At 41.4% G+C, this 25,863-nt stretch carries 29 protein-coding genes and 1 pseudogene; 25 read left to right on the plus strand and 5 right to left on the minus strand.

Going from position 1 to position 25,863, the window contains the following annotated elements:
• Positions 1-92 precede the first annotated feature (92 nt).
• The 10 genes and pseudogenes from BLW54_RS06730 (at position 93) to BLW54_RS06775 (ending at position 6,686) form a co-directional block, all read left to right on the plus strand.
• Positions 93-1,055, plus strand: a complete 963-nt coding sequence (locus BLW54_RS06730; protein ID WP_083391483.1) for an MBL fold metallo-hydrolase — start codon at positions 93-95, stop codon at positions 1,053-1,055.
• A gap of 9 nt (positions 1,056-1,064) precedes the next feature.
• Positions 1,065-1,859 (plus strand): SDR family NAD(P)-dependent oxidoreductase, encoded by a 795-nt coding sequence (locus BLW54_RS06735; protein ID WP_074733554.1) that lies wholly within the window; start codon positions 1,065-1,067, stop codon positions 1,857-1,859.
• A 115-nt stretch (positions 1,860-1,974) separates the two neighbouring features.
• A pseudogene (locus tag BLW54_RS20950) lies at positions 1,975-2,125 on the plus strand (response regulator); the annotation flags it as partial.
• Positions 2,126-2,312: 187 nt separating this feature from the next.
• Entirely contained in the window at positions 2,313-3,587 is a 1,275-nt protein-coding gene (locus BLW54_RS06745; protein WP_035508966.1) for a Y-family DNA polymerase, read from the plus strand.
• A gap of 65 nt (positions 3,588-3,652) precedes the next feature.
• Positions 3,653-3,985: an iron-sulfur cluster biosynthesis family protein gene (locus tag BLW54_RS06750; RefSeq protein WP_035508964.1), complete on the plus strand. Its 333-nt coding sequence runs from the start codon at positions 3,653-3,655 to the stop codon at positions 3,983-3,985.
• Positions 3,982-4,206 (plus strand): YqkE family protein, encoded by a 225-nt coding sequence (locus BLW54_RS06755; protein WP_035508963.1) that lies wholly within the window; start codon positions 3,982-3,984, stop codon positions 4,204-4,206. Before BLW54_RS06750 ends, BLW54_RS06755 begins: the two co-directional genes overlap by 4 nt.
• Positions 4,207-4,369: 163 nt before the next feature.
• Positions 4,370-4,657, plus strand: a complete 288-nt coding sequence (locus BLW54_RS06760; protein WP_074733556.1) for a TIGR04104 family putative zinc finger protein — start codon at positions 4,370-4,372, stop codon at positions 4,655-4,657.
• A 297-nt stretch (positions 4,658-4,954) separates the two neighbouring features.
• Positions 4,955-5,359, plus strand: a complete 405-nt coding sequence (locus BLW54_RS06765) for a hypothetical protein (protein WP_035508959.1) — start codon at positions 4,955-4,957, stop codon at positions 5,357-5,359.
• Between the two features lie 20 nt (positions 5,360-5,379).
• Entirely contained in the window at positions 5,380-6,141 is a 762-nt protein-coding gene (locus BLW54_RS06770) for a class I SAM-dependent methyltransferase (RefSeq protein ID WP_074733558.1), read from the plus strand.
• Positions 6,142-6,275: 134 nt separating this feature from the next.
• Positions 6,276-6,686: a VOC family protein gene (locus BLW54_RS06775; protein ID WP_035508958.1), complete on the plus strand. Its 411-nt coding sequence runs from the start codon at positions 6,276-6,278 to the stop codon at positions 6,684-6,686.
• A gap of 143 nt (positions 6,687-6,829) precedes the next feature.
• Here the strand turns inward: BLW54_RS06775 and BLW54_RS06780 are convergent, their stop codons facing one another.
• Positions 6,830-7,942, minus strand: coding sequence for a DUF2515 family protein (locus BLW54_RS06780; RefSeq protein ID WP_074733560.1), 1,113 nt, complete (start codon positions 7,940-7,942; stop codon positions 6,830-6,832).
• Between the two features lie 360 nt (positions 7,943-8,302).
• On the opposite strand from BLW54_RS06780, the gene BLW54_RS06785 reads away from it, so the two are divergent.
• The 6 genes from BLW54_RS06785 (at position 8,303) to BLW54_RS06810 (ending at position 13,910) form a co-directional block, all read left to right on the plus strand.
• Positions 8,303-8,770, plus strand: a complete 468-nt coding sequence (locus BLW54_RS06785; protein ID WP_035518775.1) for a GNAT family N-acetyltransferase — start codon at positions 8,303-8,305, stop codon at positions 8,768-8,770.
• A gap of 21 nt (positions 8,771-8,791) precedes the next feature.
• Positions 8,792-9,427, plus strand: a complete 636-nt coding sequence (locus BLW54_RS06790) for a putative glycolipid-binding domain-containing protein (RefSeq protein ID WP_035508954.1) — start codon at positions 8,792-8,794, stop codon at positions 9,425-9,427.
• A 231-nt stretch (positions 9,428-9,658) separates the two neighbouring features.
• Positions 9,659-10,126 (plus strand): ferritin-like domain-containing protein, encoded by a 468-nt coding sequence (locus BLW54_RS06795; protein WP_074733562.1) that lies wholly within the window; start codon positions 9,659-9,661, stop codon positions 10,124-10,126.
• 591 nt (positions 10,127-10,717) lie between these two features.
• Entirely contained in the window at positions 10,718-12,292 is a 1,575-nt protein-coding gene (locus BLW54_RS06800) for a long-chain-fatty-acid--CoA ligase (protein ID WP_074733564.1), read from the plus strand.
• A gap of 220 nt (positions 12,293-12,512) precedes the next feature.
• Positions 12,513-12,893: a rhodanese-like domain-containing protein gene (locus tag BLW54_RS06805; protein WP_051744284.1), complete on the plus strand. Its 381-nt coding sequence runs from the start codon at positions 12,513-12,515 to the stop codon at positions 12,891-12,893.
• A gap of 261 nt (positions 12,894-13,154) precedes the next feature.
• On the plus strand, positions 13,155-13,910 hold the full coding sequence (locus BLW54_RS06810; RefSeq protein WP_074733683.1) for a polysaccharide deacetylase family protein: 756 nt from the start codon (positions 13,155-13,157) through the stop codon (positions 13,908-13,910).
• Positions 13,911-14,007: 97 nt separating this feature from the next.
• Here BLW54_RS06810 and BLW54_RS20645 read toward each other — a convergent pair whose 3' ends face one another.
• Positions 14,008-14,148, minus strand: a complete 141-nt coding sequence (locus BLW54_RS20645) for a hypothetical protein (protein WP_167358790.1) — start codon at positions 14,146-14,148, stop codon at positions 14,008-14,010.
• A 262-nt stretch (positions 14,149-14,410) separates the two neighbouring features.
• A complete protein-coding gene (locus BLW54_RS06815; RefSeq protein WP_035508949.1) occupies positions 14,411-15,412 on the minus strand; it encodes an LLM class flavin-dependent oxidoreductase in 1,002 nt (333 codons plus the stop codon).
• A gap of 318 nt (positions 15,413-15,730) precedes the next feature.
• Here BLW54_RS06815 and BLW54_RS06820 point away from each other — a divergent pair, with 318 nt between their 5' ends.
• The 4 genes from BLW54_RS06820 (at position 15,731) to BLW54_RS06835 (ending at position 18,478) form a co-directional block, all read left to right on the plus strand.
• The gene (locus BLW54_RS06820; RefSeq protein WP_074733567.1) at positions 15,731-16,423 is read left to right on the plus strand and encodes a DUF1538 domain-containing protein; all 693 of its coding nucleotides are present in this window, start codon (positions 15,731-15,733) and stop codon (positions 16,421-16,423) included.
• Positions 16,420-17,190 (plus strand): DUF1538 domain-containing protein, encoded by a 771-nt coding sequence (locus BLW54_RS06825; RefSeq protein WP_035508946.1) that lies wholly within the window; start codon positions 16,420-16,422, stop codon positions 17,188-17,190. The genes BLW54_RS06820 and BLW54_RS06825 overlap by 4 nt, the downstream gene beginning before the upstream one ends.
• A complete protein-coding gene (locus BLW54_RS06830; protein WP_074733569.1) occupies positions 17,144-17,872 on the plus strand; it encodes a P-II family nitrogen regulator in 729 nt (242 codons plus the stop codon). The genes BLW54_RS06825 and BLW54_RS06830 overlap by 47 nt, the downstream gene beginning before the upstream one ends.
• Positions 17,873-18,082: 210 nt before the next feature.
• On the plus strand, positions 18,083-18,478 hold the full coding sequence (locus BLW54_RS06835; RefSeq protein ID WP_035508944.1) for a hypothetical protein: 396 nt from the start codon (positions 18,083-18,085) through the stop codon (positions 18,476-18,478).
• A gap of 208 nt (positions 18,479-18,686) precedes the next feature.
• Here BLW54_RS06835 and BLW54_RS06840 read toward each other — a convergent pair whose 3' ends face one another.
• Positions 18,687-18,872, minus strand: a complete 186-nt coding sequence (locus BLW54_RS06840; RefSeq protein ID WP_035508943.1) for a hypothetical protein — start codon at positions 18,870-18,872, stop codon at positions 18,687-18,689.
• Positions 18,873-19,133: 261 nt separating this feature from the next.
• Here BLW54_RS06840 and BLW54_RS06845 point away from each other — a divergent pair, with 261 nt between their 5' ends.
• The gene (locus BLW54_RS06845; protein WP_074733572.1) at positions 19,134-19,451 is read left to right on the plus strand and encodes a hypothetical protein; all 318 of its coding nucleotides are present in this window, start codon (positions 19,134-19,136) and stop codon (positions 19,449-19,451) included.
• 37 nt (positions 19,452-19,488) lie between these two features.
• On the opposite strand, the gene BLW54_RS06850 is transcribed toward BLW54_RS06845, so the two are convergent.
• Complete coding sequence (locus BLW54_RS06850; protein ID WP_074733575.1) at positions 19,489-19,995, minus strand: GNAT family N-acetyltransferase; 507 nt, start codon at positions 19,993-19,995, stop codon at positions 19,489-19,491.
• 423 nt (positions 19,996-20,418) lie between these two features.
• On the opposite strand from BLW54_RS06850, the gene BLW54_RS06855 reads away from it, so the two are divergent.
• The 4 genes from BLW54_RS06855 to BLW54_RS06875 all read left to right on the plus strand — a co-directional run bounded on the left by BLW54_RS06855 (position 20,419) and on the right by BLW54_RS06875 (position 25,609).
• The gene (locus BLW54_RS06855) at positions 20,419-21,369 is read left to right on the plus strand and encodes a hydroxyacid dehydrogenase (RefSeq protein ID WP_074733578.1); all 951 of its coding nucleotides are present in this window, start codon (positions 20,419-20,421) and stop codon (positions 21,367-21,369) included.
• A 4-nt stretch (positions 21,370-21,373) separates the two neighbouring features.
• On the plus strand, positions 21,374-22,207 hold the full coding sequence (locus tag BLW54_RS06860; RefSeq protein ID WP_262365309.1) for a putative hydro-lyase: 834 nt from the start codon (positions 21,374-21,376) through the stop codon (positions 22,205-22,207).
• A 161-nt stretch (positions 22,208-22,368) separates the two neighbouring features.
• Entirely contained in the window at positions 22,369-23,313 is a 945-nt protein-coding gene (locus tag BLW54_RS06865) for a ribose-phosphate diphosphokinase (protein WP_035508938.1), read from the plus strand.
• A 715-nt stretch (positions 23,314-24,028) separates the two neighbouring features.
• Complete coding sequence (locus BLW54_RS06875; RefSeq protein ID WP_035508935.1) at positions 24,029-25,609, plus strand: BCCT family transporter; 1,581 nt, start codon at positions 24,029-24,031, stop codon at positions 25,607-25,609.
• Positions 25,610-25,863: the final 254 nt, after the last annotated feature.

Genomic DNA, 25,863 nt, shown 5'->3' on the forward strand with positions numbered 1-25,863 from the left:
GACGTGCTGTAAATTTGTCATATTTAAGGAAAATAACTCCTATACATGCTACAATATAAGAAATGAATGATCATTCAGTGTGGAGGAAGTGTATGAAGATATTGAAGGATACCATTAAACAATTAACCTTGCCGACCCCGTATGCGGTTGGTGATGTACATGTGTACTTATTAATAGGACACCGATTAACGCTTGTAGATGCGGGTGTTAAGACAGAAGATTGCTGGAACGTATTTGTTGAACAGTTAAAGGGACTCGGGTATCGGCCGGAAGATATTGACCAAGTCATCCTGACTCATCATCACCCCGATCATACAGGACTTGTTGAACGCTTGCCAAACGTGGATACAATCGCCGGTCATGTGAAGTTGAAGCCATGGCTTGAAAGGGACGAGGAGTATTTTGATCGTTACGAATCATTTTTTCAGAACATATACAAGGAGTCAGGCGTTCCGGATCGTTATCTTCCTTTATTGAAAGGGATAAGAAAAACACTGAAATGGACATCAAAAGGAAAACTAACTCATGAATTGTCGGAGGGGGATAGGCTGCCGGGGCATGAGGAGTGGATCACAATAGAAACACCTGGCCATGCCCAAAGTCATCTCTCTTTTTTAAGGGAAGAAGATGGGGCTTTTATTGGAGGAGATCATCTGCTTTCCCATATTTCGTCAAACCCTTTACTAGAACCTCCTTACCAAGCTGGGGCACCGCGCCCAAGACCTTTATTACAATACCGCCACTCTATGGAAAAATTGTTGGGTAGAACCATCACTACCGTTTATCCCGGGCATGGGAAGATATTTAATCATGCCCATATGCTGATACCAGATCGCTTGAAGAAACAGGAGCAACGGGCCAATAAAGTGTTGGCCATGTTTAATGAAGGTGCATTGCGTGCATATGATGTATGCAAGCGTCTATTCCCCAAACATATAGAGAATCAATTTGGTTTAACAATGTCAGAAACCATCGGACAGCTGGATTATCTAGAGAAAATAGGGGAGTTGACTGTCTCCTATGAGGACGGAGAAAAATTATATACGATAAAATAGGTGATGAGTATGAATGAACGAGTAAAGGGAAAGAAAGTTTTAATTACAGGAGCGTCAAGCGGTATTGGTGAATTTCTTGCTATTCACGTAGCAAGAGAAGGAGGGACACCAATTCTCGTGGCCCGTACCGCCCACAAGCTGGAAATCATCGCAGAAAAAATTGAAGAGGCATTTGGAATTCAAAGTTCATGGTATAAAGCAGATTTGGCTAATGATGCAGAATGGAAAGATACGATCGACCGTATCTGTTATGAACATGGTTCCATAGATGGGTTAATTAACAATGCGGGGATTGCCGTCTTTGCCAATGTGGCGGAATCCAACTGGCAGGATATAGAGCGAATGCTGTCCATTAATGTAAAATCTCTGTTCCGAACCACCCACCAATTGCTTCCGCACCTAGTGAAGCGCGGTGAAGGTCATATTATTAATATCGCCTCCCAGGCAGGGAAGATTGCCACCCCAAAATCAGCGGTATATTCAGCAACGAAGCACGCAGTTATCGGTTTTACGAATGCATTAAGAATGGAAGTGGAGCCTCAGGGGATATTTGTTACATCTGTTAATCTCGGCCCCGTGAGGACGAAGTTCTTCCAGCAAGCTGACCCAACCGGTAATTATGAGAAGACGGTAGATAAAATCATGCTGGACCCAAACCGGGTGGCCCGAACAGTGGTGGCTCATCTATTTACAAAGCAGCGGGAAATAAATATACCTTCATGGATGGATTCTGGAAGCAAAGTTTATTCCCTTGCCCCTGTGGCGATGGAAAAGATCATGCAAAAACAATTCAACAAGAAATAAGCCAAACCTCTTTCCATTTGTTGGGAAGAGGTTTTTTCGTGCTGATTATGGAAAAAAATGTATGAACTGGTCAGTTAATAATTTCCAATCCCTTGAAAGGGTATGAATGTGACATGTGATCCCGGAAATGGATGGGTTCCAATTGTTTGAATATCCGCCTCCGGAGTAAAGTTCCGCTTCTTATCATTAGTGCAAAGCAAGAAGACGAATCCAAGATAAAGGGTCTGGATATAGGTGCTGATGATTACCTAATTAAGCCTTTTAGTCCGCTGGCAGATACCTTTGAGTGACGGAACGCATTCATTCCGAAACCGGTCCCTTTTTCTATTGGCCTTTCTTTGTTGGGAATATTTGTATGACCTGGTCTAACAAAAATTAGCAGTAATTGGTACTTGCGGTTACGAACATATATTCGCATAATGAGGATATACTTATAAAGGAGGTGGAGGCGATATGGAGAATCCGAAGATTGATTACACCCGGTATGTGGACCGGGGTATTCTTTGTGTAGACATGAAAAGCTTTTATGCCAGTTGTGCTGCAATCGATCGTGGACTTGATCCGCTCACCGTCCCTCTTGCAGTCGTTGCGGACACAAACCGTAAAGGAAGTGTCGTACTTGCAGCAACTCCAGTGATGAAAAAGAAATACGGGATCCGTACGGGAAGCCGTTTATTTGAAATTCCTTCTGCACCGGAAATCGTCATCGTCTCCGCACAAATGAAGAAATATTTGGAAGTGTCCACACAAGTAACGAATCTTTTTCATAAATTCGTGCCCAAAGAAAAAATCCACACCTATAGTGTTGATGAAAGTTTTTTAGAGGTTGGCGACAACAAGGGTAAATTCGGTAATCCTGAAGAAACAGCGCAGATGATTATGGATGAAATGAAAGAGACGTTTCATCTGGATGCAGCTATTGGAATCGGTCCCAATATGCTGCTATCGAAACTGTGTCTCGATGTCGAGGCAAAAAAGAGAGGAATCGCCCGCTGGACCTATGAAAATTTCCCTGGGAAATTATGGCCGGTTGCTCCATTGTCCGAAATGTGGGGCATTGGCCCGCGTCTAGAGCATCGGCTGAACCGGATGGGCATCTGGTCGGTAGGTCAACTGGCTAACTTTCCGCTCGATCGTCTTGAGAAAACGTTTGGGGTCATGGGCAATCAGCTTTATTACCATGCCAATGGGATCGACTTGTCTGACCCTGGCGCCCCCATCATCCATGGGCAGGTCAGCTATGGAAAAAGCCAGATTCTCCTTCGTGATTATCAAGACCCGGAAGAAGTGAAGCACGTGATCTTGGAAATGTGTGAAGAGGTTGCCCGCCGAGCACGAAAAAAAGGCCATGCCGGGAGGACTATCTCTCTTGGCATCGGCTACAGTAAAAGTGAAGGTGCCGGAGGCTTCCATCGGTCGTTATCGATTGAGCACCCGACCAGCATCACGATGGATATTTATCACTCCTGTCTTACATTGTTCCAACGTTTTTACAACGGCGGTGTTGTCCGACGAATTTCCATTACTCTTGGCAACATTACAGAAGATGCAAACGTCCAACTCGATTTGTTTGATGAAGGGCGAGATAAAAAAAGGGATCTCGGTTATGTTATGGATGAGATCCGTGAACGTTACGGACAGGATATACTGCTCCGAGCAGTTTCGTGGACAAACGCAGGAACCGCCCGTTACCGGAGCCGCCTTGTAGGGGGACATTATGCAGAATAAAAAACAGAACCGTTGCCTCTGTGGGAAGGATTTTTTACAATAGAAGAAACAGGAGGGAATGGATAATGGAACTACGCATCACCGCTGAAGCGAAACAACAACTGGAACAAATTCAGGATCCTGGGCGCCCGCTTATTCGGCTCTTTTATGACACAGAAGGATGTGGCTGTGGTGTTAACGGATTGCCGACTATTCGTTTGGATAAAGAAGAACTTTCTACTGATCGAAGAGTGGAGAACGACGTTTACCATGTCATTATCGACAGCCAACAAGCCATTTTTTTTAAGAAAGATATGAAGCTTGATTTTGTGAAAGGCACGTTTCGTCTTTCAAGTCCGGACGGGATCCTGAATCCAATTATCCCTATTAAAGATGTGAAAGAAGGGGCGGTTCTATGAGTAGGAAAAAAACACAACCTGGCTCTCTGGGGGATCAACTGAATGCGGATATGCTTTTAAAGCTGAAGTCAAAAAAGACAGAATTGAAACAGCAGGCTGAGAAGCGTGAGGAGCAGGAAAAAAAACATCGGATTGAAGAACGAAAGCGTCGCGAAGCAAACAAAAGCTTTGAAGAACTGCTGAACGAAAGTGATCTTGATTGGAAGTCTTTCAAAAAATAAGCACCGAAGGTGCTTATTTTTTTCTAGATTTTTAGAAAAAATGAAACATTTTACCTGGTCCATCCGTATGTGTGGTAGAGGCACATGAGATATAAAGAGGGTGTAGTTTGAGCTGTCATTGGACTATTTTAGAGAGACAAGAAAATGATAGGGAGGCGACAGAGTGAAGTGTAAGACTTGCGGGCGCAGCTGGACTTTTGCCCAAGCAGTAAGGCGTTCATTAAAAATTACTGGGAAAAAAGAGTGTCCCTACTGCGGGAGTGAACACTATTCGACGAAACAATCCCATTACCGTTTTGGGATTTTAGCTTTTTCTGCTCTTTTTGTCTTTATGCTTTTAGTGGAGCTCTTCCAAATGCGATTAACATCGGCACTCTTCTTCGCTTTTTTTATTCTACTAATGGTAACAATCGTTCATCCGCTAATGATTCATTTAACGGATGCTGACTGAATATAGAAGGAGTGAATGTCAACTCTCAAGCTTGAAGCTGGGAGGCTTTGAATTTTTAACATATTTTACAAGTTTAGGGGGCGAAAAAGGCATTGGAGTTTTTTGATGCCTCCTTTCTCGAGACTTTTCATGGTTATGGTCTTTCTTATTCTTTGGCAGACAATCCTTTTCCCTTCGTTGGTCGAAGAGGGTTTGATATCCGTATGGGATAATGGATGCAACCACCAAAGGTTCTGTACAGTTTTTAGTAAAGTGGAACAATTATGATCCCCAGATTCATCTGAGAGGGGAATGGAAATGATCTTTAAGATACTTTTACTACTCTTATTATTGTTTGCCGTTTACACGCTGGTCAAAAAGGAAAGAAAATGGCTCAAATGGGGGGCTCTCGCTTACTTTATCATCGTTTCGATTGTATTTATAACGGGGAGTTTCTACATAATAACAGAGTATCAGTTGTACAACCGTCCCATTGACGGAGGTTTCAACAAACATATGCGCTGGGTCAGCATGTTCAGCTATCTTTATATCCTGCCCGTACTATTATTGACTTCCTACAAAGTATTCACATGGAAGGACTGGAATTTTCGTGGGATCCTGATTCGTGTTCTATCTTATGGATTCATCGGTTTAGGGCTTGTTTGTGGAGCGTATTTATTCTTTGCTGCATTCATACTCATTTTCTACGGGTTTGCCCCGTAAACGAAGAGAGGAAGTAGAGCATGAGTCAAACGATTAAACATAACAGGAAGGCATGGGACAAGAAGGTAGAAAATGGCGCGCGTTATACTAAAAGTGTGAATCATGAAACGATTGTAGAAGCACGTAAGGGAATGTGGTCTATAGGGGTGACAGCTGACCGTCAAGTGCCCAGAAACTGGTTTCCGAAAAAGTTGAATGGTTTAAAGGTTCTATGTCTTGCCTCAGGTGGAGGGCAGCAAGGTCCGGTTCTTGCTGCCGCAGGTGCCGACGTTACCGTTTTTGATTTGTCAGAGAAACAACTGCAGCAAGACCAGCGGGTGGTAATTAAAGAAAACCTCGACATTAAAGTAGTGAGAGGGGATATGACTGATCTTTCCATGTTTGAAGATGAATCTTTTGATATGATTGTTCACCCTGTAGCCAATGTATTTATCGAAAATATCCGCCCGGTTTGGATGGAATCAGCTCGCGTCTTGAAGCAGAAAGGGACATTGATTTCCGGGTTTATGAATCCGGTGCTTTATCTTTTTGATTCAGAAAAGGAGGAGCAGGGAAGACTGGTAGTGGCACATACGATTCCTTATTCTGCCCTTGCAGAAGAAAATGTTATCGAGGGAGAAACTTTGGAATTTGGTCACACATTGGAAGATCAAATTCAAGGTCAGACCGATGCAGGCTTTGTCATAGCGGATATGTACGAGGATGATTTCGGTGGAGGAAGAACGATTGATAGCCATATTAAAACAATGTTGGCTACACGAGCTGTGAAACTCCGCCTATAAAAATGAATGCAGGATGACGGAACAGAGCAGTGTGATTTTAAATACATGCTCTGTTTTTTTTATCTTTAAATCCCGGAAAGAAGGAAATAGGCTCACCTGATGGAATAGTAATAATGAAAGGAGGAAGTAGGAAAATGAATACATCATTCATACGAGTCGGCACTCTCTATTTGCCAGTTCACCATGTGGAGAGGGCAGCAAATTGGTATGAAGGAAAATTAGACGCTGCGGTTAATTACCTCGATGATAAGAAAGCCATCATAGATCTAGCAGGCCTCAGCCTATTTTTAGTGAAAGGGATGGGAGGGGAAACAGCAAACTTTCAGGATGCAGAAGGAGATGTACGATTCTCTATTACTTTTGAAGTGGACGGAGCAGATGAGCTTGAGTGTCTCCATAAAAAACTGCAGGACAAAGGGGTCCATGTTGGAAGAATAGAAGAACGGGGGCATCCAGGAAAGAACTTTGTCTTTCACGATATGGATGGGAACATGTTCGATGTGTGGAGTGAACTCAGTCCAACATATCGTAAAACGAAAAATTGAGTTGTTTGTATATGGTTCTATGTTTATTTGTCTAGGTATAGAGTGGCCCTCTTCGTTATTCCAAATAAAGGGAGGGCCTCTAACTATACGATTAGAATCTGGTTTTTAGCACTATTCCCTTAGGGGTTGCACTCGATGGTCCCTTATTTGTTGTGAAAGAGTGTGTTTTTTGCTTGTGAAGCTAATTCGATTTCTTCTAATGTGCGACAGTAAATAGGTTCTATATCTCCTCTGAATTCCTTCATACCCGCTTTCATTAAATGAAGAACGTGAACATTACTAAACCAATCCCCTTCTTCTGCGTCTCTGTGGGGCCAGTCTTCCCAAGCGTTTTCAAGTCGAGGGCTATAAATTTTAGGTCCCTTTTGTTGACGACTGCAAGGATTGACAGCCATTTCGTGTATCTGTCCTGGTCGTGTTTCGTTGACATTATTGAATAACTGAGGCCAAAAATCTTTACGTGATCCAGTATGGGCATGGGAGGAACACCAATTTATAATTTGATTAAGCCGGCTTCGTACTCCGTAAAGTAACCCATATAAGGAACGCCCTAGATAGATGCGTTCATCTACAGCGGAGAAGTGGTGGACCGTCCCGCCAACGATTTTTGTTTTCTGTTGAATGGAAGTCACATAGGGAAAGAGGATATGGTTCATTGCTAGTACATCTTGAAGTTTGAACATCACTTTATCCATCATCGTTTCCATATATGCGGGGTTCTTGACAACACGCTCTTCTATATAGTGTTGTTCATTAATAATTAATGCTTTTGTCAATTCTTCACTGTGGCCATTTTTCCAGAATCGTTCCCAGAATGGCCGCATAAACCGGGAGACATTCAGCTCGTCAAGCAGGTGAAAGAGAGAGCGGCCACTTTTAAGGCTGGCATCATACAGGAGTAATTGTGGAAAAGCATCTTGGAAAATAAGCCAATTCCCACGTTCTAGAAATAAAAAGAAATCCTCAGCTTCTTTTTCGGTCAAAAGCTTCGGAAAATATTCACCCTTCAGGTCGGTCATGTTCCAACCTGCATTTCTTGATACGAGATGGGCGAGCAGTGCCCAATGGACCTCAGGGTGTTTTTCAAAATAATTTAAGTATGCCATCGTGCGAGTAATATTGTTTCGATTCTCCTGTTGAGTGAGTCGTCGAATTTCATAGACAAGCATCCGTTCATCGTTTGACAAATCTTCAGTTTCTGCCTTAAGCGATGCTTTTAATTCTTTTTTCAAATATCGCCACTTGGATGAGAACATTTTCTTTTCACCTCCCATTAAATTAAAAATGAATGCAAAAGGATTATTTTAGTATTTGTAGCTCTTCAACCTCTATGTGAAAAAAGGAAGGATTTTCAAGGTGGGTAGCGAATTTTAATAAAGGAGGATCCAGATGAACTTCGCTTCTTGGGAAAAGACTTACGAAACTAGAATCAAATCGAATTATTGTCATATTAATAGAAAATTAGGCAGATTCATGTGGTGAGGGTCGGTAAAGATATCGCCTATCCTGGGAACTTCAAAAGACATGTGACTTTCCTGGCAAATCAAATGTTTTGTGAGTTGTTCAGTAAGCCCTTAGTTAAAACATAGACAGCTTGCTATGAAAGGAGGGTACGAATGCTCACCTTTCGACCGATTGATTTAAATAAAGATAGACAGCAAATCATCAAGTTTCGCATGGATTCATTTAAGATTAGTTTTGGGCATGTGGAAGATTTTAATGAAGAAAATTATTTGACCTATGTGGAAGAACGTATGGAACAGTTTCCAGAAGGATATGTAATGGTAGAGAAAGACGATAGGACTGTCGGCCAACTCGAGCTATCAGTAAGATTGTATGGGGATAAGCGAATAGGGTATGTTCATCTTTTTTATTTAGTTCCTGAGGAACGGGGAACCGGAATAAGCAGAGAGCTTGTGACTTATGCCCACAATTTTTTCAAAATGCATCATATTCAGGAGTACCACCTTCGTGTGGCTTCCTTGAACAACAGAGCAAGAAAGTTTTATGAAAAGAATAACATGGTGGAAGTAGGACCAGAACTAGATGGAAAAGTAATCCGTATGAAAGGATTTATCACTTAGTTCAAATAGGAGGGAAATCGTATGGAGCAACGAGTTATATGGGGGCATGGGGATTCGGCTGGGGCGGAACATTTGACTTTAAAGAAGTTAAGCGGCCATATGGAAGTTAGAGGGACGGTTTTGCTCGTTGAACAGGGTGTCCCGCATCATTTAACCTATGATATGAAGCTGGGGCTGGATTGGAAAACAAAAAAGATCAAAATTTATCAAGAGGGGGTTCCTGAACCATTTATCGTTCAGGCCGAAAAACAGGATAAGTGGTGGGTGAATGGAAGTTATAATGAAAATTTGGATGGAGCGACTAATATCGATTTAACCATCACACCGTTTACGAACACACTGCCCATCAACCGTGTTTCCTGGAAGACTGGAGAGAGTCGAACGTTTAAGATGGTTTATATTGATGTTTTGCGAAGAGAAGTTCTTCCTTTACTACAAGTGTACACATACTTAGGGGACAATGAGGGTCAGAGGATCTTTCAATACCGTTGCAGAGAATTTGAGACGGCTCTTGTGGTCAATGAACAGGGATGGGTAGTTGAATACCCAGGTGTTTTTAATCTCCATGCCTTATATACTACAAAAGGTCATGACCTCAAGGACCATACTTCCTCCTTAAGTGCGCATGCATCAGCAATGGATCGTTCGTACTTTTAAAACATCTAGATACTCACAGAATAAAGCTCCCCATGAGTGCTGAAACACGTGATGAGGATGGTTAGTCCGTCCGCACGTGTTTTTTAGAGAAAACCTTTACTACTTCTACCTGAAAATTTAGCTTATAAGGATCAATCATGGAATTTCAAGGGGGGAAGGGGACAAGGTTTTGCACACAAGTCCGCCTAATTTTCATAGGATAAGGTAATGAATCTTAGAGGAGGTAAGTCATTGTATCGAAATCAATACGGATATACGTATAATCCATATGGTTATGATGGCTTTTTCCGTGTGCAAAGCGACCAATCTTTAATCACCGATATCGAAGAAGCAATTAATGGTGAATACAGTGCTATCACGTGTTACAAGCAATTGGCCGATCTTGCCCCGACCCAGGAGGAGAGACAGCAAATCTATGAAATTCGACAGGATGAAATTAGGCACTATGAAGTTTTTAGTAATATATACAAACAATTGACAGGGAAACAACCGGCACCGCAAATTAAGGATTTATGCGTTAATCCATATAAAAAAGGGGTCGAATCATCCTTTCTTGATGAACAAAAGACCACAGATTTTTACTATGAAATTGAACGAAAAGCTCAAGATTTATCTATTAAAGAGACTTTTCGTCAGGCTGCCGCTGATGAGCAAAATCATGCCATATGGTTTCTTTATTTTTTGCATGCAAGAGGCTGATCATAATTTAAGATTTCCAGACCGAATCTTAAAACCGTTATCACTAGTCATTACCTATCTAACCGTGCAGGAACTGTATGTTACGAAAAAAGCTGTCCTAATATAGCAGGAATGAACGTGAGCAAAAGGGATGTGATCGACATGGTACGTGCTTTGAAGTTCCTGGGTGCTGAGTCTATTCCAATCCATTTTTACATGTCATTGACGTAATGTTCTTGGAAGGTATAGGTGAATTCCCCCCCCTCTTCCTTGCTTGGAAGATCTTGTGTTTGTTCCGCTGTATAAATGAATGAAATTCGAGCATCCGCGGGCTGAAGTAAATTTATCTAGTCTTCATCCAGCAAACTCATATCTTTATTGGGGATTACTTAACGACAGATAGGTAAAAAGGGTCGGATGACTACAAAAAATGATTGAGGACTTGGTTTTGAAATCGATCGGATAAATGAAGATAAGGTAATGTTGTAAGGGCACGCCCATCCTGTTGGCAGACAGGGTGGTTTTTTTGTATTGATATAGAACAGGATAGCTATTAGAATAATATGTAAGCGCTTAATAAGGGGCGAATTTATGTTAAAGGAGAGGTAGCCGTTGCATGTACCACTAATTTTGACAGAGTTTTTAGACAGGGCAGTTCAGCTGTATGGAGATAAACCTGCCGTCATTGATGACCATCACACATTGACTTATGGTGAGTTGAATGAAAGGGTCAATCAGTTATCGAGAGGGTTACGATCTTTAGGAGTCGAGAAAGGTGATAAAGTGGCCTATCTTGCTCCCAATTCCACGGAGATGTTGGAAGGGTTTTATGGTGCTTTTCAGGTTGGTGCCGTAATGACTCCATTAAACACGCGGCTAAAACCAGAGGATTACCGTTTTATATTGGAACATAGTGAAAGTAAAGTCCTATTTGTTGATTATACATTGCTGCCTTTAGTGGAAGAAGTTGTAGACGAAGTCAAAAATATTAATCATGTCATCGTGCACGGGGATGCCTCATCAAATGGCTATGAGGCATGGCTGCGAAAGTTTTCACCTCATGCTTTCGCCCGTGAGTCTCTGGAAGAAACCGATATCGCCTCCTTGTTATATACAAGTGGAACCACTGGAAATCCAAAGGGAGTATTATTAAGTCATCGTTCCAATTATTTACATGCATTATCATCTATGCATCATTTGAAAGTTTCCGACCAGGACACGCTGCTTCACGTCTTGCCTATGTTTCATGTAAATGGCTGGGGCTCTCCATTTTATTATACAGCCAATGGTGCAACACAGGTGATGCTTAGAAAAACAGATCCTTCATTCATCTTGGAAAAAGTGGAGAAACACCAGGTATCTGTGTTACATATGGCCCCAACAGTATTAAATATGGTGATAGAATCCTATGAAGCCAAGAAACCCTCCATCGAACAGGACGTCAGAGTCGTCATCGCAGGATCTGCACCGCCTCCAGCTTTTGTCCGAAAAGTAGAAGAGGGTTTAAATTGGAAATTCATTCAAGTATATGGCATGACAGAAATATCTCCATTGATTACTACATCGGAACTGCGTTCAATGGATAGAGAACGCCCCGCTGAAGAGCAATATAAGTTGAAAGCCAAAGCGGGTTACAGCATGATTGGCAGTCAAGTGAAGGTGGTGGACGATCTGGGGGATGAAGTTCCTCACGATGGCAAAGCGGTGGGGGAAATTGTAACACGATCAAATAATGTAATGGAAGGGTACTTTAAAAATGAAGAAGCGACAAATGAAGCCATTAGAGAGGGCTGGCTTCATACGGGTGACATGGCGATAGTTGATGAAGGGGGAAATATTGAGATTGTCGATCGAAAAAAAGACGTTATCATCAGTGGCGGGGAGAATATTTCGTCTATTGAAGTGGAAGCAGTCTTATATGAACACCCCTCCGTTCTTGAAGCCGCTGTTGTAGCGATCCCTCATGAAAAATGGGGAGAAGTACCCCACGCTGTAGTGGTACTCAGGGAGGAAGAGAGTCTTATGGAAGAAGAGGTCATACGCTTCTGTCGTGAAAAGCTCGCTCATTTTAAAGCTCCGAAAAGTGTTTCGTTCATTGAGGAATTACCGAAAACAGCATCAGGTAAAATACAGAAGGTTGTCCTTCGTAAAGAGTTTTGGAAGGAACATAATCGGATGGTTAATTGAATATTGAACTTTTTCAAAGGCAAAAGAAAGCTTAGATATCTGAGCTTTCTTTTTTGATTTTATATCTATCCATGTTAATATTTTTTCTTAGAGATCTGCTTATTGCAAAGCTTAGTTGTTGGGAAATGTTCGATTAATAAACGATAAATATAATTTTTGTTGTCTCATATAGTTGAGCGGGTACAAAATGTGTGAGGCACGAAAGAAAAGGAGGGTCATCATGTCACTGGCTTTTGTTTTATTAGCGGCGGCAGCTCTATTTTTTGTTCTATATCGTTATGTACCCGTTGCCCGTGTAAAGAAGATGGACACGTCTGAACTTGTGCAAAAAGATCAGGGCATGGTGGTCACCGTAGATACAAGAGATTATCAAACTTCATCACAAGACCAGGTTGGCAATGCTGTCTGCCTTCCGTTAGCATATCTAGGGAGACATCATCAAGATATTCCTGAGCGGTCAATCGTCCTTGTTTGTTCCGACGAAGTGGAAAAGAATTTAGCTGCACGGTCTTTAAGGAGAAAAGGCTATGAAGTAATCGGTTATAACATCCCGACTCAAAGGAAAGATTGTCGGGTGATGCCGTGTATGATAGAAAAATGAAGGCCACACAAAAAGCGACCAGATTTTCTGGTCTTTTTTTGTCTGGTTTCATCATCATATGAACATAAAGAAAGTGATGAAGGAAACCATACATTCACCGTAAGGAAAAAATGCACCTGGGTGGTATTCTGTTGAAAATTCGAATGATTCAGCATAATTTTTCGATGCCTTCCTGCTCTGTGGGTTATTTTACCGTGACGCTTCTAGCATAAGGTCTGAGTTTTTCCTGCAAACTAAGGAAAAAGCGAAAGGGTGCTTCCATTGAAGAACCTTACTGCCTGTGTCCTGTTAATAGTGATCTTTGCACTGCTCCTTACCGTAAGCGCTTACGGTGCTGATCACCCGCGACATTATTATGAAGAACAAGGGACAGCCATTTGGGATGTACCTATACCATCAAAATATATAGCCCTTACCTTTGATGATGGCCCTAGTACAGAGTATACACCTGAAATATTAAATATATTAGAGGAACATGAAGCAAAAGCTACATTCTTCGTGGTCGGCTCGAGGGCTCAAGAGAATCCTTCTATTATTAAATCCATGGTAGACAACGGACATGAACTAGCCAACCATAGTTTTCATCACCCGGATTTTACCGGAATTTCAAAAGAAGAATTAATTCATGAAATGGACAACACTTCAGAAGTGCTTGAAAATTTAACAGGTGCTCCACCGAGATTATTTCGGCCTCCTGGCGGCGTGTACAATGATATTATTGTGAATACGGCTAATGAAGAGGGGTATATGGTCGTGATGTGGTCCTGGCATCAGGATACAAGAGATTGGAAAAGTCCTGGTGTCCAAAATATTGTAAAAACTGTATTAAACAATGCCCGTAATGGAGATATTTTTCTATTCCATGATTTTGGAGGGGATCGGTCTCAGACTGTAAAAGCTCTTCAACAGATTTTGCCTAAGTTAAGAAAAGAAGGATATGAATTCGTCACAGTCTCCGAGCTCCTGCAAAAACACACGAAATATAACCTTTTCCATGGGGGCAACGGCGTGGAATAAACTTCAAGAGAGATAGAGATCGTCGTAGATTGTCTTTCCGAAAGAGATGATATAGAAATGGACAAATCCTGAGGCAATCACCTCAGGATTTTGATGTTTATGAATTAGCTCCAGGCCCTTGTTTTGGCCGGTTTCTGTTTGTCCGGTGGCCGATTTCTTCTTCAATTGGCAAACTTTCTTTCGGTGTTTTGTTATTATTTCTCGCCGCATTCATTTGTGATGTTCGTTTACCCATCATTATCACCCTCCTTTTATGGAGATAGTGTGTTTATAATAGCCGAGAGATAGCCGAGGGAATTTTTACATGTTTTGAGATAGATGTTGAATCAATAAAATATGGAGGTCTTTTTAGGGGGATTGGGTGGGGAAGTTAAATAGGAGTAGTAAAAATTATGTGCCCATTCTAACGCCCCTCCCCGGGAGGTCTCAAGTCGATCCTCTTTATAGTAAAAAGTCACCTTGAGGTTCAACTTGAGTTTTTCAGGGAATTGGGGACTTGTTTATTCTTCATTCATAATTTCAGAAACAATTTCATAAGAGTGCAAACGGGCATTATGATCATAAATTTGTGAGATGACCATCATTTCATCCGCCAATGTCTCCTTTTGGAAGTTCTCAAGTTTGTTTTTTACTGTTTCTTTACTTCCGATGATCGAAGCACCGAGTTGTTGCATCAGGGCTGCTTTTTCTTGAGAGGTCCATACTTCATCCATATTATCAACAGGTGGTTGAAGCAAGTGATTCGTATTACGCACAAGGTTTAGGAACTGTTGTTGCAAAGATGTTGCGAGTCGCTCAGCTTCTTCATCTGTATCTGCAGCAATGACGTTTACTCCGACCATGACATAAGGTTCTTTCAGTGTTTCAGACGGCTGGAAGCTAGACCGGTACAAATTCAATGCCCCATGTGTATGATTCGGAGAAAAATGGCTTGCAAAAGAAAATGGTAGTCCAAGTTGCCCGGCAAGTTGAGCGCTGAAGCCACTGGAGCCAAGCAGCCAGATGGGGATATTCAATCCTTCCCCTGGAATGGCATGAATAGGATGCTCCCCGGCAAAATAGCCGCGTAATTCATCCAGCATATTAGGAAATTCATTCGGATCTGAATCCAGATTCCTTCTAAGAGCTCGGGCTGTCATTCCATCGGTTCCCGGGGCTCGTCCAAGCCCGAGATCGATCCGTCCGGGAAAGAGGGTTTCAAGGGTGCCGAATTGTTCAGCAACGACAAGTGGTGCGTGATTGGGCAGCATGACACCGCCAGAGCCGACACGAATAGATTCCGTATGGTGCAGAACATGACTAATAGCGACAGATGTTGCTGAACTTGCAATGAAAGGCATGTTATGATGTTCAGCCATCCAGTATCTTGTATACCCCCATTGTTCTACTTTTTGAGCCAGATCAACTGTATTGCGGAAGGAGTCCGCAGGTGTACCACCTTCGATGACTGGAGCGAGGTCCAGTACCGAAAATTTTGTGTTTTCTAATCCAGGTGCTGCCATAGTAAAACCTCATTTCTTTTAACATTACAACTATACAGGGGAGAAGGTGGTTCTCAGTTTCCTTTAAAGTAAAGGTACTTCTTGATCCCCTTAAAATATAACTTTATCTTAACAATTTTATTTCGAGCCTCAAAATAATTTGTCTTAAAAATTTTCCCTTTTTGTAACGTAACTTTTGAAAGGGGAAGAAACGGAAATCTGCTGGTGTTCCTTAGTATGTGTCATGATTTTCTGTTTACGACGATATAATAGTTACAGTAATTTTATTAACCGTTACATCTATATACAAGCTCCTCACCTTTTTGAAGGAGGTTTTAGATGGATAATATTAAAGACACGGTGTTGGAAGTCATCCTTTCCATTCTCCCCATCACGATAGTCATCACCATTCTTCAATTTACATTGATTTGGCTTCCTTTGGATATGTTTATTCAATTTCTTATTGGTGTACTCCTTGTCGGATCCGGTCTGATTCTTTTTCTACTTGGAGTGAATATTGGGCTCCTGCCGGTAGGAGAAATGATAGGTTCTTCATTATCTAAGACAAAAAGAGTTTGGGTGATCATTTTTTTTGGATTCCTGCTTGGACTTGTTGTGACAGTTGCAGAACCGGACGTTCGTGTTCTCTCCTCTCAAATTAATCAGGTGTCAGGAGGGCGTATACCAAAGGATATCCTTATTTTGTCTGTAGCTTTAGGGGTGGGAGGGTTCGTGGCTCTGGCTATGTTTCGGATCATTTTCAGTATTAATATCGTATATCTTCTTGCAGGGGGATATGCACTAGTCTTTATTCTTGCTGCTTTCACCCCATCTGTATTCGTGCCGATTTCTTTTGACTCCGGTGGGGTCACAACTGGTCCCCTAACCGTGCCTTTTATTCTGTCCTTAGGCGTAGGGGCAGCTTCGGTAATGCGCGGAAAATCATCATCAAGTGATGGCTTCGGACTTGTGGCTTTAGCATCGATCGGCCCCATATTAGCTGTTCTCCTTCTGGGTGTGATTTACGGGTGAATATTAAAATATTTGAAGGTTTCTGGGGGGTTTTGTTGGATGTGGCTATGGCTCTTATTCCACTTTTTTTCTTATTCCTCATTTTCCAATTTATCTTTCTTAAACTCCCGTGGGCGAAGTTACAAGATATTTTAATCGGTTTTACTCTCACCTATTTTGGACTGGCCCTTTTTTTACAAGGTGTTCATATCGGTTTTTTACCAGCAGGGGCACTGATGGGGGAGGAGCTCGGAAGCCTTCATCATCTTTGGTTGTTGATTCCAATCGGTTTTGTGCTCGGATTTGTAGCTGTATATGCAGAACCCGCGGTGAGTGTTCTTACTCATCAGGTGGAAAGGGTATCTGGTGGTTATATTCCTAATAAAGTCCTGCTCTATACCTTATCTGTAGGGGTCGGACTTTCTATTGCTATTTCTATGATACGAATCCTCCTCGGCATCCCCCTTTGGTACTTTATTGTTCCTGGCTATATCTTCGTTTTAATCATCGTTAGATTTTCAACAAAAACTTTTACATCGATCGCTTTTGATTCAGGTGGTGTGGCCACAGGTCCAATGACGGCCACCTTTATCTTAGCTCTCTTTGTGGGGATCTCATCTGTTATAGAGGGACGGGATCCATTAGTAGATGGTTTTGGTATGGTAGCCCTTGTAGCGTTAGCCCCGATTTTATCCGTACTTACCCTCGGCATTATATATAGAAGAAAGGAGCAGGAGCAATATGATAAAGACCAAACCCGGACAAAAGCTCATCATAACCATCGTTAAAAAAGAAAAAGCAAAAAGAGTCATTCATGCTTCCACATTAGCGGGAGCACAGGGGGGGACAACTTTTTTTGGAAAAGGGTTTCGAATGGATGAAAAAAAACGGTTCCTGGGAATTCCGGTAGAAAGAGAGCGGGAAGTCATATTGACGCTTGTTTCCGATTCCATATATGCACGAGTAATGAATGCAATCACAAAGGCAGTAAAATTGAATAGACCGAGACACGGCATCGGTTTTGTTATTGATACGAAGAATGTAAGCGGCATCAACCATTTGATTGGTTTAGGGTTGGAGTCTATGCAAAATGAGAGTAAGGAAGGGATGCCATTGAAAAAGCAATCACTGTCTTATGATTTAATCGTGACAATTGTGAATAAAGGAGATGCAGAAAAAGTCGTCGATGCCTCTAGAGAGGCTGGTGCAGAAGGAGGGACAATCATAACGGGTCGGGGGACCGGGATACATGAAAAAGCAAAACTCTTTAATATTTTGATCGAACCAGAAAAAGAAGCGGTCTTGACACTAATCGTGAAGAAGAAGTGTAATCAAGTACTAAAGGCGATCGAGCAAGGAGCTAGATTGGATGAGCCGGGCCGGGGGATTGCCTTTGTTTTGAATGTAGAAGAGACGGTTGGCATTAATCATATACTAAATAATCAAATGAAAGATGATATGAAGGAGTAGTCGCCTTCAACAGGTTTACTTTAAGAATAGGAGCCCCTTTTTGATGTTCCAAGGGAAGTTTCTGGAATTGAAGAAGGGGCACCATTACTGGAGTCGTCGCTTTTATACCGCTTTTTCATAAAAGTTATTTATTCAAGCTGAATACTCAAAAGGGATGTTGGGATGGAAATGTAGGAAGCGGAATATCTCCAAAGAGAAAGGGGACTGCAGATGAGACGCTTGTTTATTCTAATTATAAGTGTGTTGGCCATTCTCCCTGGATGTTCTTCGAATAAAGATAAACTGATTAATGAGTTGAAATCAGAAAGAGAAGACAGATACAGTGTCCTTGCATTTAAAAGTGAAGAGGTTTCGGAAGAAAAATTTCAAGCGGAAATCAATCAAACCTTTAACGATCCGGAAATATGGGAGAACAAACTGTACGCTTTTGAAGTCTTTGTTACGATTCCAACAGAACCCTATAATTATAAGAAACTATTGGAAATCGAAGAACTCCCTCAATATATAGTGCTTGATACAGAAGAAATCGTCTTTCGATCTAATGATATAGAAGAATTAGAAAGTTTCTTGCTTGGTGATGAGTATTCAGCTCATGACCATCATTAAAAAAGCGGAAGATATGAACTTCCGCCCTGTTTCAATTCACATGTTAAATATTATGAAAAAGGTCTTCTTCGTGAACATGATTCGAGATTTTGAATAAATCTAAGGGAATAATGGTAGGTTCCCGGAGTTTAAACCGGTAAAATAAAAGGATTCCTGTGCTGATCATTCAAGATAGGAAGCATTAAGAGATTTTAATAGAACTCATCACTTAAAAAGATTTTGTGTGTTTAGGGTCGTGCGATTTTTTTCCTGCTCCTTCAGAACGGTATATTTCTTCGAAAGTCTCTTTACTTTCATTTGCCATATTGACATGGGGCTGGCTTTTTCTTTTCCGATCAAAGTAAATGGAAAGAGCAATTAACCCAGCAGGAATAAGCAGCAATAGCCATAACATGGGAAGTACCTCCTTATGGTTTTGGCTTATATATATCCTATTCCCGTTTTTATTTTATTTATTCCGATAAAAATAAACGGATCAATACAACCGCTAGATTATACTATTATCTAAAGCAGATTCGATGACACGCTCCCTGTTTTACTTTAGTCCAGCTTACGGCTGCCCTAACAAGCCAGAATATTCAACGAAAGGATTCCTTTTTTTAGTATCTGCTGCATAGGATGCTTGTACATAAACTTATAGGTGGAGGTCAGCGGAATGAAAAAAATTTATTCAGTCTTGGTCCTTTTCGCTATCTTTGTTGTTATTGGGTACATGGATTCACCGAATCAAAAACCAGAGGACTCTATTCACTATCCTTTAAGTACGGATGAAAAAGAAAAGGAAACGGTAGCCGTGGAAGGAAATTCTGCATTTACGACAATGGAGTTGGAGCTCGTTCAAGAAGGGACAAAAATGGTGGATGGGGCTAAGGTGGAGGCCTATCGCGAATATGAAATATATAAAAATTCTGATGGGAAAGTGATTAAGAAAGTGCCGACCGATCACTATCAATATTTAAAGTACAAAGACTGAAAAAGGACACTACTGTAATCTGTAGTGTCCTTTTTCGTTATAACGATTTCTGGAAGGCCATAACGGTGATTCCGTCATTGGCAGGTTCAAAGTCGTGCTGCGGGATCCTAACGAACCCGAAGTTTTTATACAGGGCAATCGCTCCCTTCATGAATTCCCCTGTATGAAGGCCGATGGCAGGATAACCTTTTGCTTTAGCCCTATGAATACATTCTTCCATTAATGCTGACGCGACTCCAATCCCCCGTGCTTGAGGTATAACAGAAAGAACGCGGATTTCGGGATAATCAAGCGCCGCAACCAATCCTTCATAAGCATCTGTTTTAGCTGGGAATAGGGCTACGCTGCCTAACATGTCCCCATTTATTTCAGCAATCAGGAGTTCTACACCTGGTTGTTGATCTGCATTAGATGAGATGGTTGTCTTTAAAGCTTGCCAATGTTCTTCTGGGATGGCCCCTCGATGATCCTCATAGGCGGACACCCGCTGCATACGGATTTCAGGTAGTTCTTCTTTTAATGCTTCTCTAACTAAAATCTTCATGATGTTCTCCTTTAATAACAAAGCTTTGCGTGCCAGTAAGGCATTTAAGTGGAATATATTAGTTGAATCCATTTCTACATAGAATCCAATATATTAGGTTACATGAAAATAACTCAAATTTGTACCATTTTACGAGAAAAATGTGGCTTATGGCAATAATTGAAAAAAGACATGAAGTTCTAACAAATAAAGAATAGGGGTAAAATGGGCCCCTAAGTGATGAGTCTAAGGAAATCTAGTTATAGATTAAATCTGTAAGAAAGATAAAGCAGCCTTCAACGCCCTATCATCGATATAGAAAATGGAACGGCTCCGGAAAGGACTGATCAAATTCCACCCTTGAACCGATCTCTTATGGCTATGAATCTACCCTATAATCCTGTACATTGGAGATAGAGGAGATTGGAGAAATGGAGGAGAATTATGAGAATATTGATTAGTGAAGTGATATGGCAAGAAGGAATTGACGTCTTGGAAGAACAAGGGTTTGAAGTCGTATATGATGACAAACTTTGGGAAGACCGTGCACGTTTACGGGAGGAAGTAACGAAGGTGGATGCATGGATTGTCCGCAATCAAACAAAGGTGGATAGCGAATTATTGGAAAGGGGGACAAACCTCAAAGTGATTGGTCGTCTTGGTGTTGGCCTTGATAATATTGATATAAAAGCGTGTGAAGAGAAAGAGATCAAAGTGGTATACGCAAAGAATGCGAACGCGACATCGGTAGCAGAATACGTGATGAGCGCTGTTCTCTCTTCTAACCGGTCATTATTTGAAGCAAATAAAGATGTAGAAAAAGGAACCTGGGACCGTAAAGTACATACAGGCTTTGAAATTTCAAGGAGAACCATTGGACTCGTTGGACTTGGAGAAATTGCTCATCGAGTGGCTAAGAGGGCGCAAGCGTTTGGTATGAAAGTTATTGGATACGATCCTTTTATTACAGAATATGACAATATTGTCTCGGAAACAGGAGTAGTGGTGAAAAATTCCATAGAGGAACTTCTAGCTGCCTGTGATTTTGTTTCTATCCATGTACCCTTGAACGCATCCACAGAAAATCTCATCAACTCAAACACACTACGGCTTATGAAACCGAATGCTTACCTAATTAATACTTCAAGAGGTGGAATCGTTGACGAGAGGGCACTCGCTAAAGCATTGAGAGAACATCACTTGGCTGGTGCCTACTTGGATGTATTAGCAAAAGAACCAGTGGATCCGAATCATCCATTACTTCCTTTACCCAACGCTTTTATTACGCCTCACATCGCTGGGCTGACGGAAGAGTCACAGGTGAGAACGTCCGTGTTAGTGGCGAAAGAAGTAACGAAAATTCTCAAAGGAGATCCTTCACTCTGCATTGTATAATCTTATGAAACATTTTGAGTACAGAAAAGAATCTTACTATGAAGAGGTGAAAGGTATGGATCCACTGAAAGAACGATTGCATTTTAGAAAGGAAGAAAAAACTGGGACGACCTCTGGATTATGTGAAAAATATATTCAAACCAATCTCGTGACACTGCCAAAGACATATGCTTTTGATTTTCTCTTGTTTTGCATAAGGAATCCTAAGCCATGTCCATTAATAGAAGTAATGGAACCAGGGCAAACGATTCCCAAGGCGGCAGATGCGGATATTCGGACAGACTTACCACGTTACCGAATTTATCGTGAGGGGCAACTCTCTGAGGAAGTATTGAATATAGAGGGTGTTTGGCAGGATGATTTCGTAACTTTTCTCATAGGGTGCAGCTTTACATTTGAAAAAGCTTTACTTGATGGTGGTATCCCGTTGTTTCATCAGCAACAGAAAAAAGTGGTGCCCATGTATGATACAACCATCCCGCTGGAGGAATCAGGAATTTTTAAGGGGAGGATGGTTGTTAGTATGAGGGCTGTTCCCAACCATTTCGTAGACCGGGCTCTCGAAATCTCCCATCGATTTGAAGATTCTCATGGAAGTCCTGTTCATATTGGAACTCCTGAAGAAATTGGAATTAAAGATCTTTCAAATCCAGATTATGGAGAGGCAGTGGATTTTGACCCTGCTACATCCACACCTTTATTTTGGGCGTGTGGAGTGACGCCGCAAAACGCAGCTTTGCAAGCAAAACCATCCATCATGATTACACATGCTCCAGGACATATGTTTATAACCGATCAATTGGATCAGAATTATTCATGGGCTTTAGATAATAAATAACCGTTTTCTATGACCTCAATATACCGACATATCCAATTTATGGGCAGATAGGGATGTCGGTAACACCTCTATACCTAGAAAAGGGTGAAAAACTTGCATTGCTGGTTTGCAAATGATAAGTTTTTCTTTGATAACTTCTTTTTAATACAGGAGAGATACATATGGACACGCAATCAGAAATGAAGCTCTTTACGTTGAATTCCAACGAACCTCTGGCCCAGGAAATTTCTGAAATTCTGGAGGTACCTTTAGGAAAAAGTTCGGTCGTCCGATTTAGTGATGGTGAAATGCAAGTCAATATTGAAGAAAGTGTTCGAGGAGACGATATTTATCTCGTTCAATCGACATCCCAACCCGTGAATGAACACGTGATGGAATTATTGATTATGGTAGACGCTTTGAAGCGCGCATCGGCTAAAACCATTAATGTCGTCATTCCTTATTACGGATATGCCAGGCAGGACCGCAAAGCACGGCCCCGGGAACCAATCACAGCGAAATTATTGGCAAATTTATTAGAGAAAGCTGGAGTATCAAGGGTGATCACCTTGGACCTGCATGCTCCTCAAATCCAAGGGTTCTTTAATATCCCTGTTGACCAACTTCTTGGTATCCCAATTTTAGGGGAACATTTCAAATCCAAGGAGATTGATGACCTTGTTGTCGTTGCTCCAAATACGAATGGTCTCAACCGTGTTAGGAAAATGGCCAATATCCTGGATGCGCCCCTTGCGTTTATCGATAAGCGTCAGCCTGAGCCAAATATGCCAGAAGTAAGAAATGTCGTCGGAGCAGTAGAAGGGAAAAACGTTATTATTGTTGATGATATGATGGACACTGCTGATACCGTTACCGTAGCTGCTGAGATTCTTTACGAAAATGGAGTTCATGACATTTATGCATGTGGGACGCATGCGGTTTTCTCTGATCCAGCCGTTATTAAAGTGGAACAGTCGCCAATTAAGGAGTTAGTGATTACTAACTCAATCTTCCAGCCCGAAGAAAAACGATTGGAAAAGATTACGACTCTTTCTGTTGCACCATTGTTAGCGGATGCGTTATTACGAGTTCAACATGAGCATTCTGTGAGTGTGTTGTTTGATTAAAATAGAGAAAAGCATTTACTAAGCACCTCATTTAGAAGGGGTGCTTTTTTTATGGTGAATTTCATATCGAACCATGGTGTATATCATATACTATGGGTTTTGACCTTAGCTAGAAACGTAACATGGTTTATCGCTATCCATGACTACGGTTTTGGATCCTTAGTGATGGTCAATTCTTTCATATTAAGTTCATTACCTATATATTAGACCTATTCAAGCTTAATTGGGAACCCGTATCCTTTTGGGGTACCATTAGGACTTTTAAAAAAATTACGATATCGAGTATCAGTGATGGCTTTATAAAAAACAAACGAGGTCTATCTAATTTAAGCACGAATATTGAATTCGATCTGTTGCATGAATAGTAACTATGTCTCTGAAACAGCTCATGTCCTAACATGAGCTGTTTTGTCATATTCACATAATAAGAAATAGCAAAAGTATTGATGAATGGCTGGGATGTTATAGAATTATAACTCACAGTTAATGAGACTGCTTTAATCATCATTTGCTTCAACATCCTATGAATCCTTGTCAAACTTTGACTTTGACGTGTTGTACGAACATCTATATAATTAATCACTATGTGTAAAAAGTCGCAGAACAAGAGGGGTCTTCATTTTCTGAACGTTTAAAGAACAAAACAATTTTATATTCGTCATAGATTTACAAATAATCTTAACTATCACAGGTTAAAAAACCTAGGAGGAAAATAATGATCAAAAAAACGAATAGGAGAACGAGAATTGACTGGATCACATTCAGCATCAGTGGAGGCTTTCTCGTATTATTTTTAGTGATGTCTCTATTGAATAAAGAACTGATGGGAGAATGGATCTCAAGCTCGTTCGACTTTTCTGTTACATTCTTTGGAGCCTTTTGGCAAGTGCTACTGCTCGCTACATTCGTAGTCGGAGTCTGGTTAGCATTATCGACATATGGAAAAGTGAAATTAGGGAAAATGGATCGACCAGAAAATGGCTGGTTCCGCTGGGTCTCGATGATTCTTTGTACATTGCTGGCAAGTGGCGGTGTTTTCTGGGCTGCCGGGGAACCTATTTATCATTTCTTAACAACGCCTCCACTTTTTGATGAGGAGATGACAAGTGCCCAGGCAGTCGTACCTGGTTTAGCCCAAAGTTTTTTCCATTGGGGATTTACCGCGTGGGCTTGTTTAGGTACGGTAGCTACCATTGTACTTATGTATGCTCACTACCATAAAGGGTATCCTCTAAAACCACGGGCGATTTTGTATCCGATGGTAGGGAAGAAGATTTTCAATAAGAAAAGTTTCATCGGAGCTACGGCCGATATTGTTTCTGTAATTGCAGTAGCGGCAGGTACCATTGGACCCATCGGCTTTCTAGGCTTACAAGTCGGTTATGCTCTTAATTATTTATTCAATATCCCCGATACTATTTTCACCCAGTCACTGGTGATTATTTTTCTTATAACGATTGCTGCCATTTCTGCGGCTTCAGGAGTGGATAAAGGTATTCAACTTCTCAGTCGTCTAAACGTCGGATTTGCAGTAGCACTTATGATCGGGATGCTGATCCTAGGACCAACCTTGTTCATCATTGATTCATTTATCGGTGCGGAAGCCTTTCAAATTCAGAACTTCCTTCGTATGAGTCTTTATCGCCAAGATAGTAGCTGGCTTGGTTATTGGACCGTGTTCTTCTGGGGATGGTTCCTTGGTTTCGGACCGGCTATGGCGATGTTCATTAGTCGTATCTCTAGAGGACGTACAATTCGGGAGTTGATTCTAGCAGTAGCGATCATTGCTCCGATTGTTAGTAATTTCTGGTTTGCGGTTGTAGGAGGATCTGGTTTGTTTTATGAACTTGAATCACCTGGAGCTGTCTCAACTGCCTTGAATGAAACAGGAATGCCCGCCGCCGTCATGGCGATTATGGAACAAGTGCCGTTCGGCATGGTAATGGCAGCAGGTTTTTTAATTGTTACGGTCATTTTCGTCGCCACCACAGCCGACTCGATGTCGTATTCTGTTGCTGTCATGATTACAGGCGATACTCATCCGCCTCGTGTCCTTCGTGTGTTTTGGGCACTGCTGTTTGGAGGAATCGCTGCAACCCTTCTCGGTATTGGTGAAAGCAGTATTCAAACTCTCCAAAACTTCATCGTTGTTACTGCCGTTCCGGTTTCGTTGTTATTATTACCACCAGTATGGTTAGCACCGAAAGTCGCTAAACGGATGGCGAGGGAACAAGGACTTATTACTGAGAAAAGCGTTCCAGTATCAGATAAAGAAAAGGAATATAAAATATCATAAATGATGGAAAGCCGCTTTCTTTAGAATAGAAAAGCGGCTTTTTAGGGTAACACCTTAAGTTAAACGGTATCTATCGCGCCGAACACTTGGCACACAAATTTGAATGTGAGACCAGCCAGTATGAAAAAGGAAGTTATATTTGGTAGGCTTAAATTTCAGGTCATTAAAAATGGCTGTTAGTTGGAGATCATCTCTATTTTTATATAAAACTTCTCATAGATTCATGTTTCTATCATCTCCTATAAGGGAAGGTG

This window comes from Halobacillus karajensis, assembly GCF_900108515.1.
Classification (GTDB): Bacteria; Bacillota; Bacilli; order Bacillales; family Halobacillaceae; genus Halobacillus; species Halobacillus karajensis.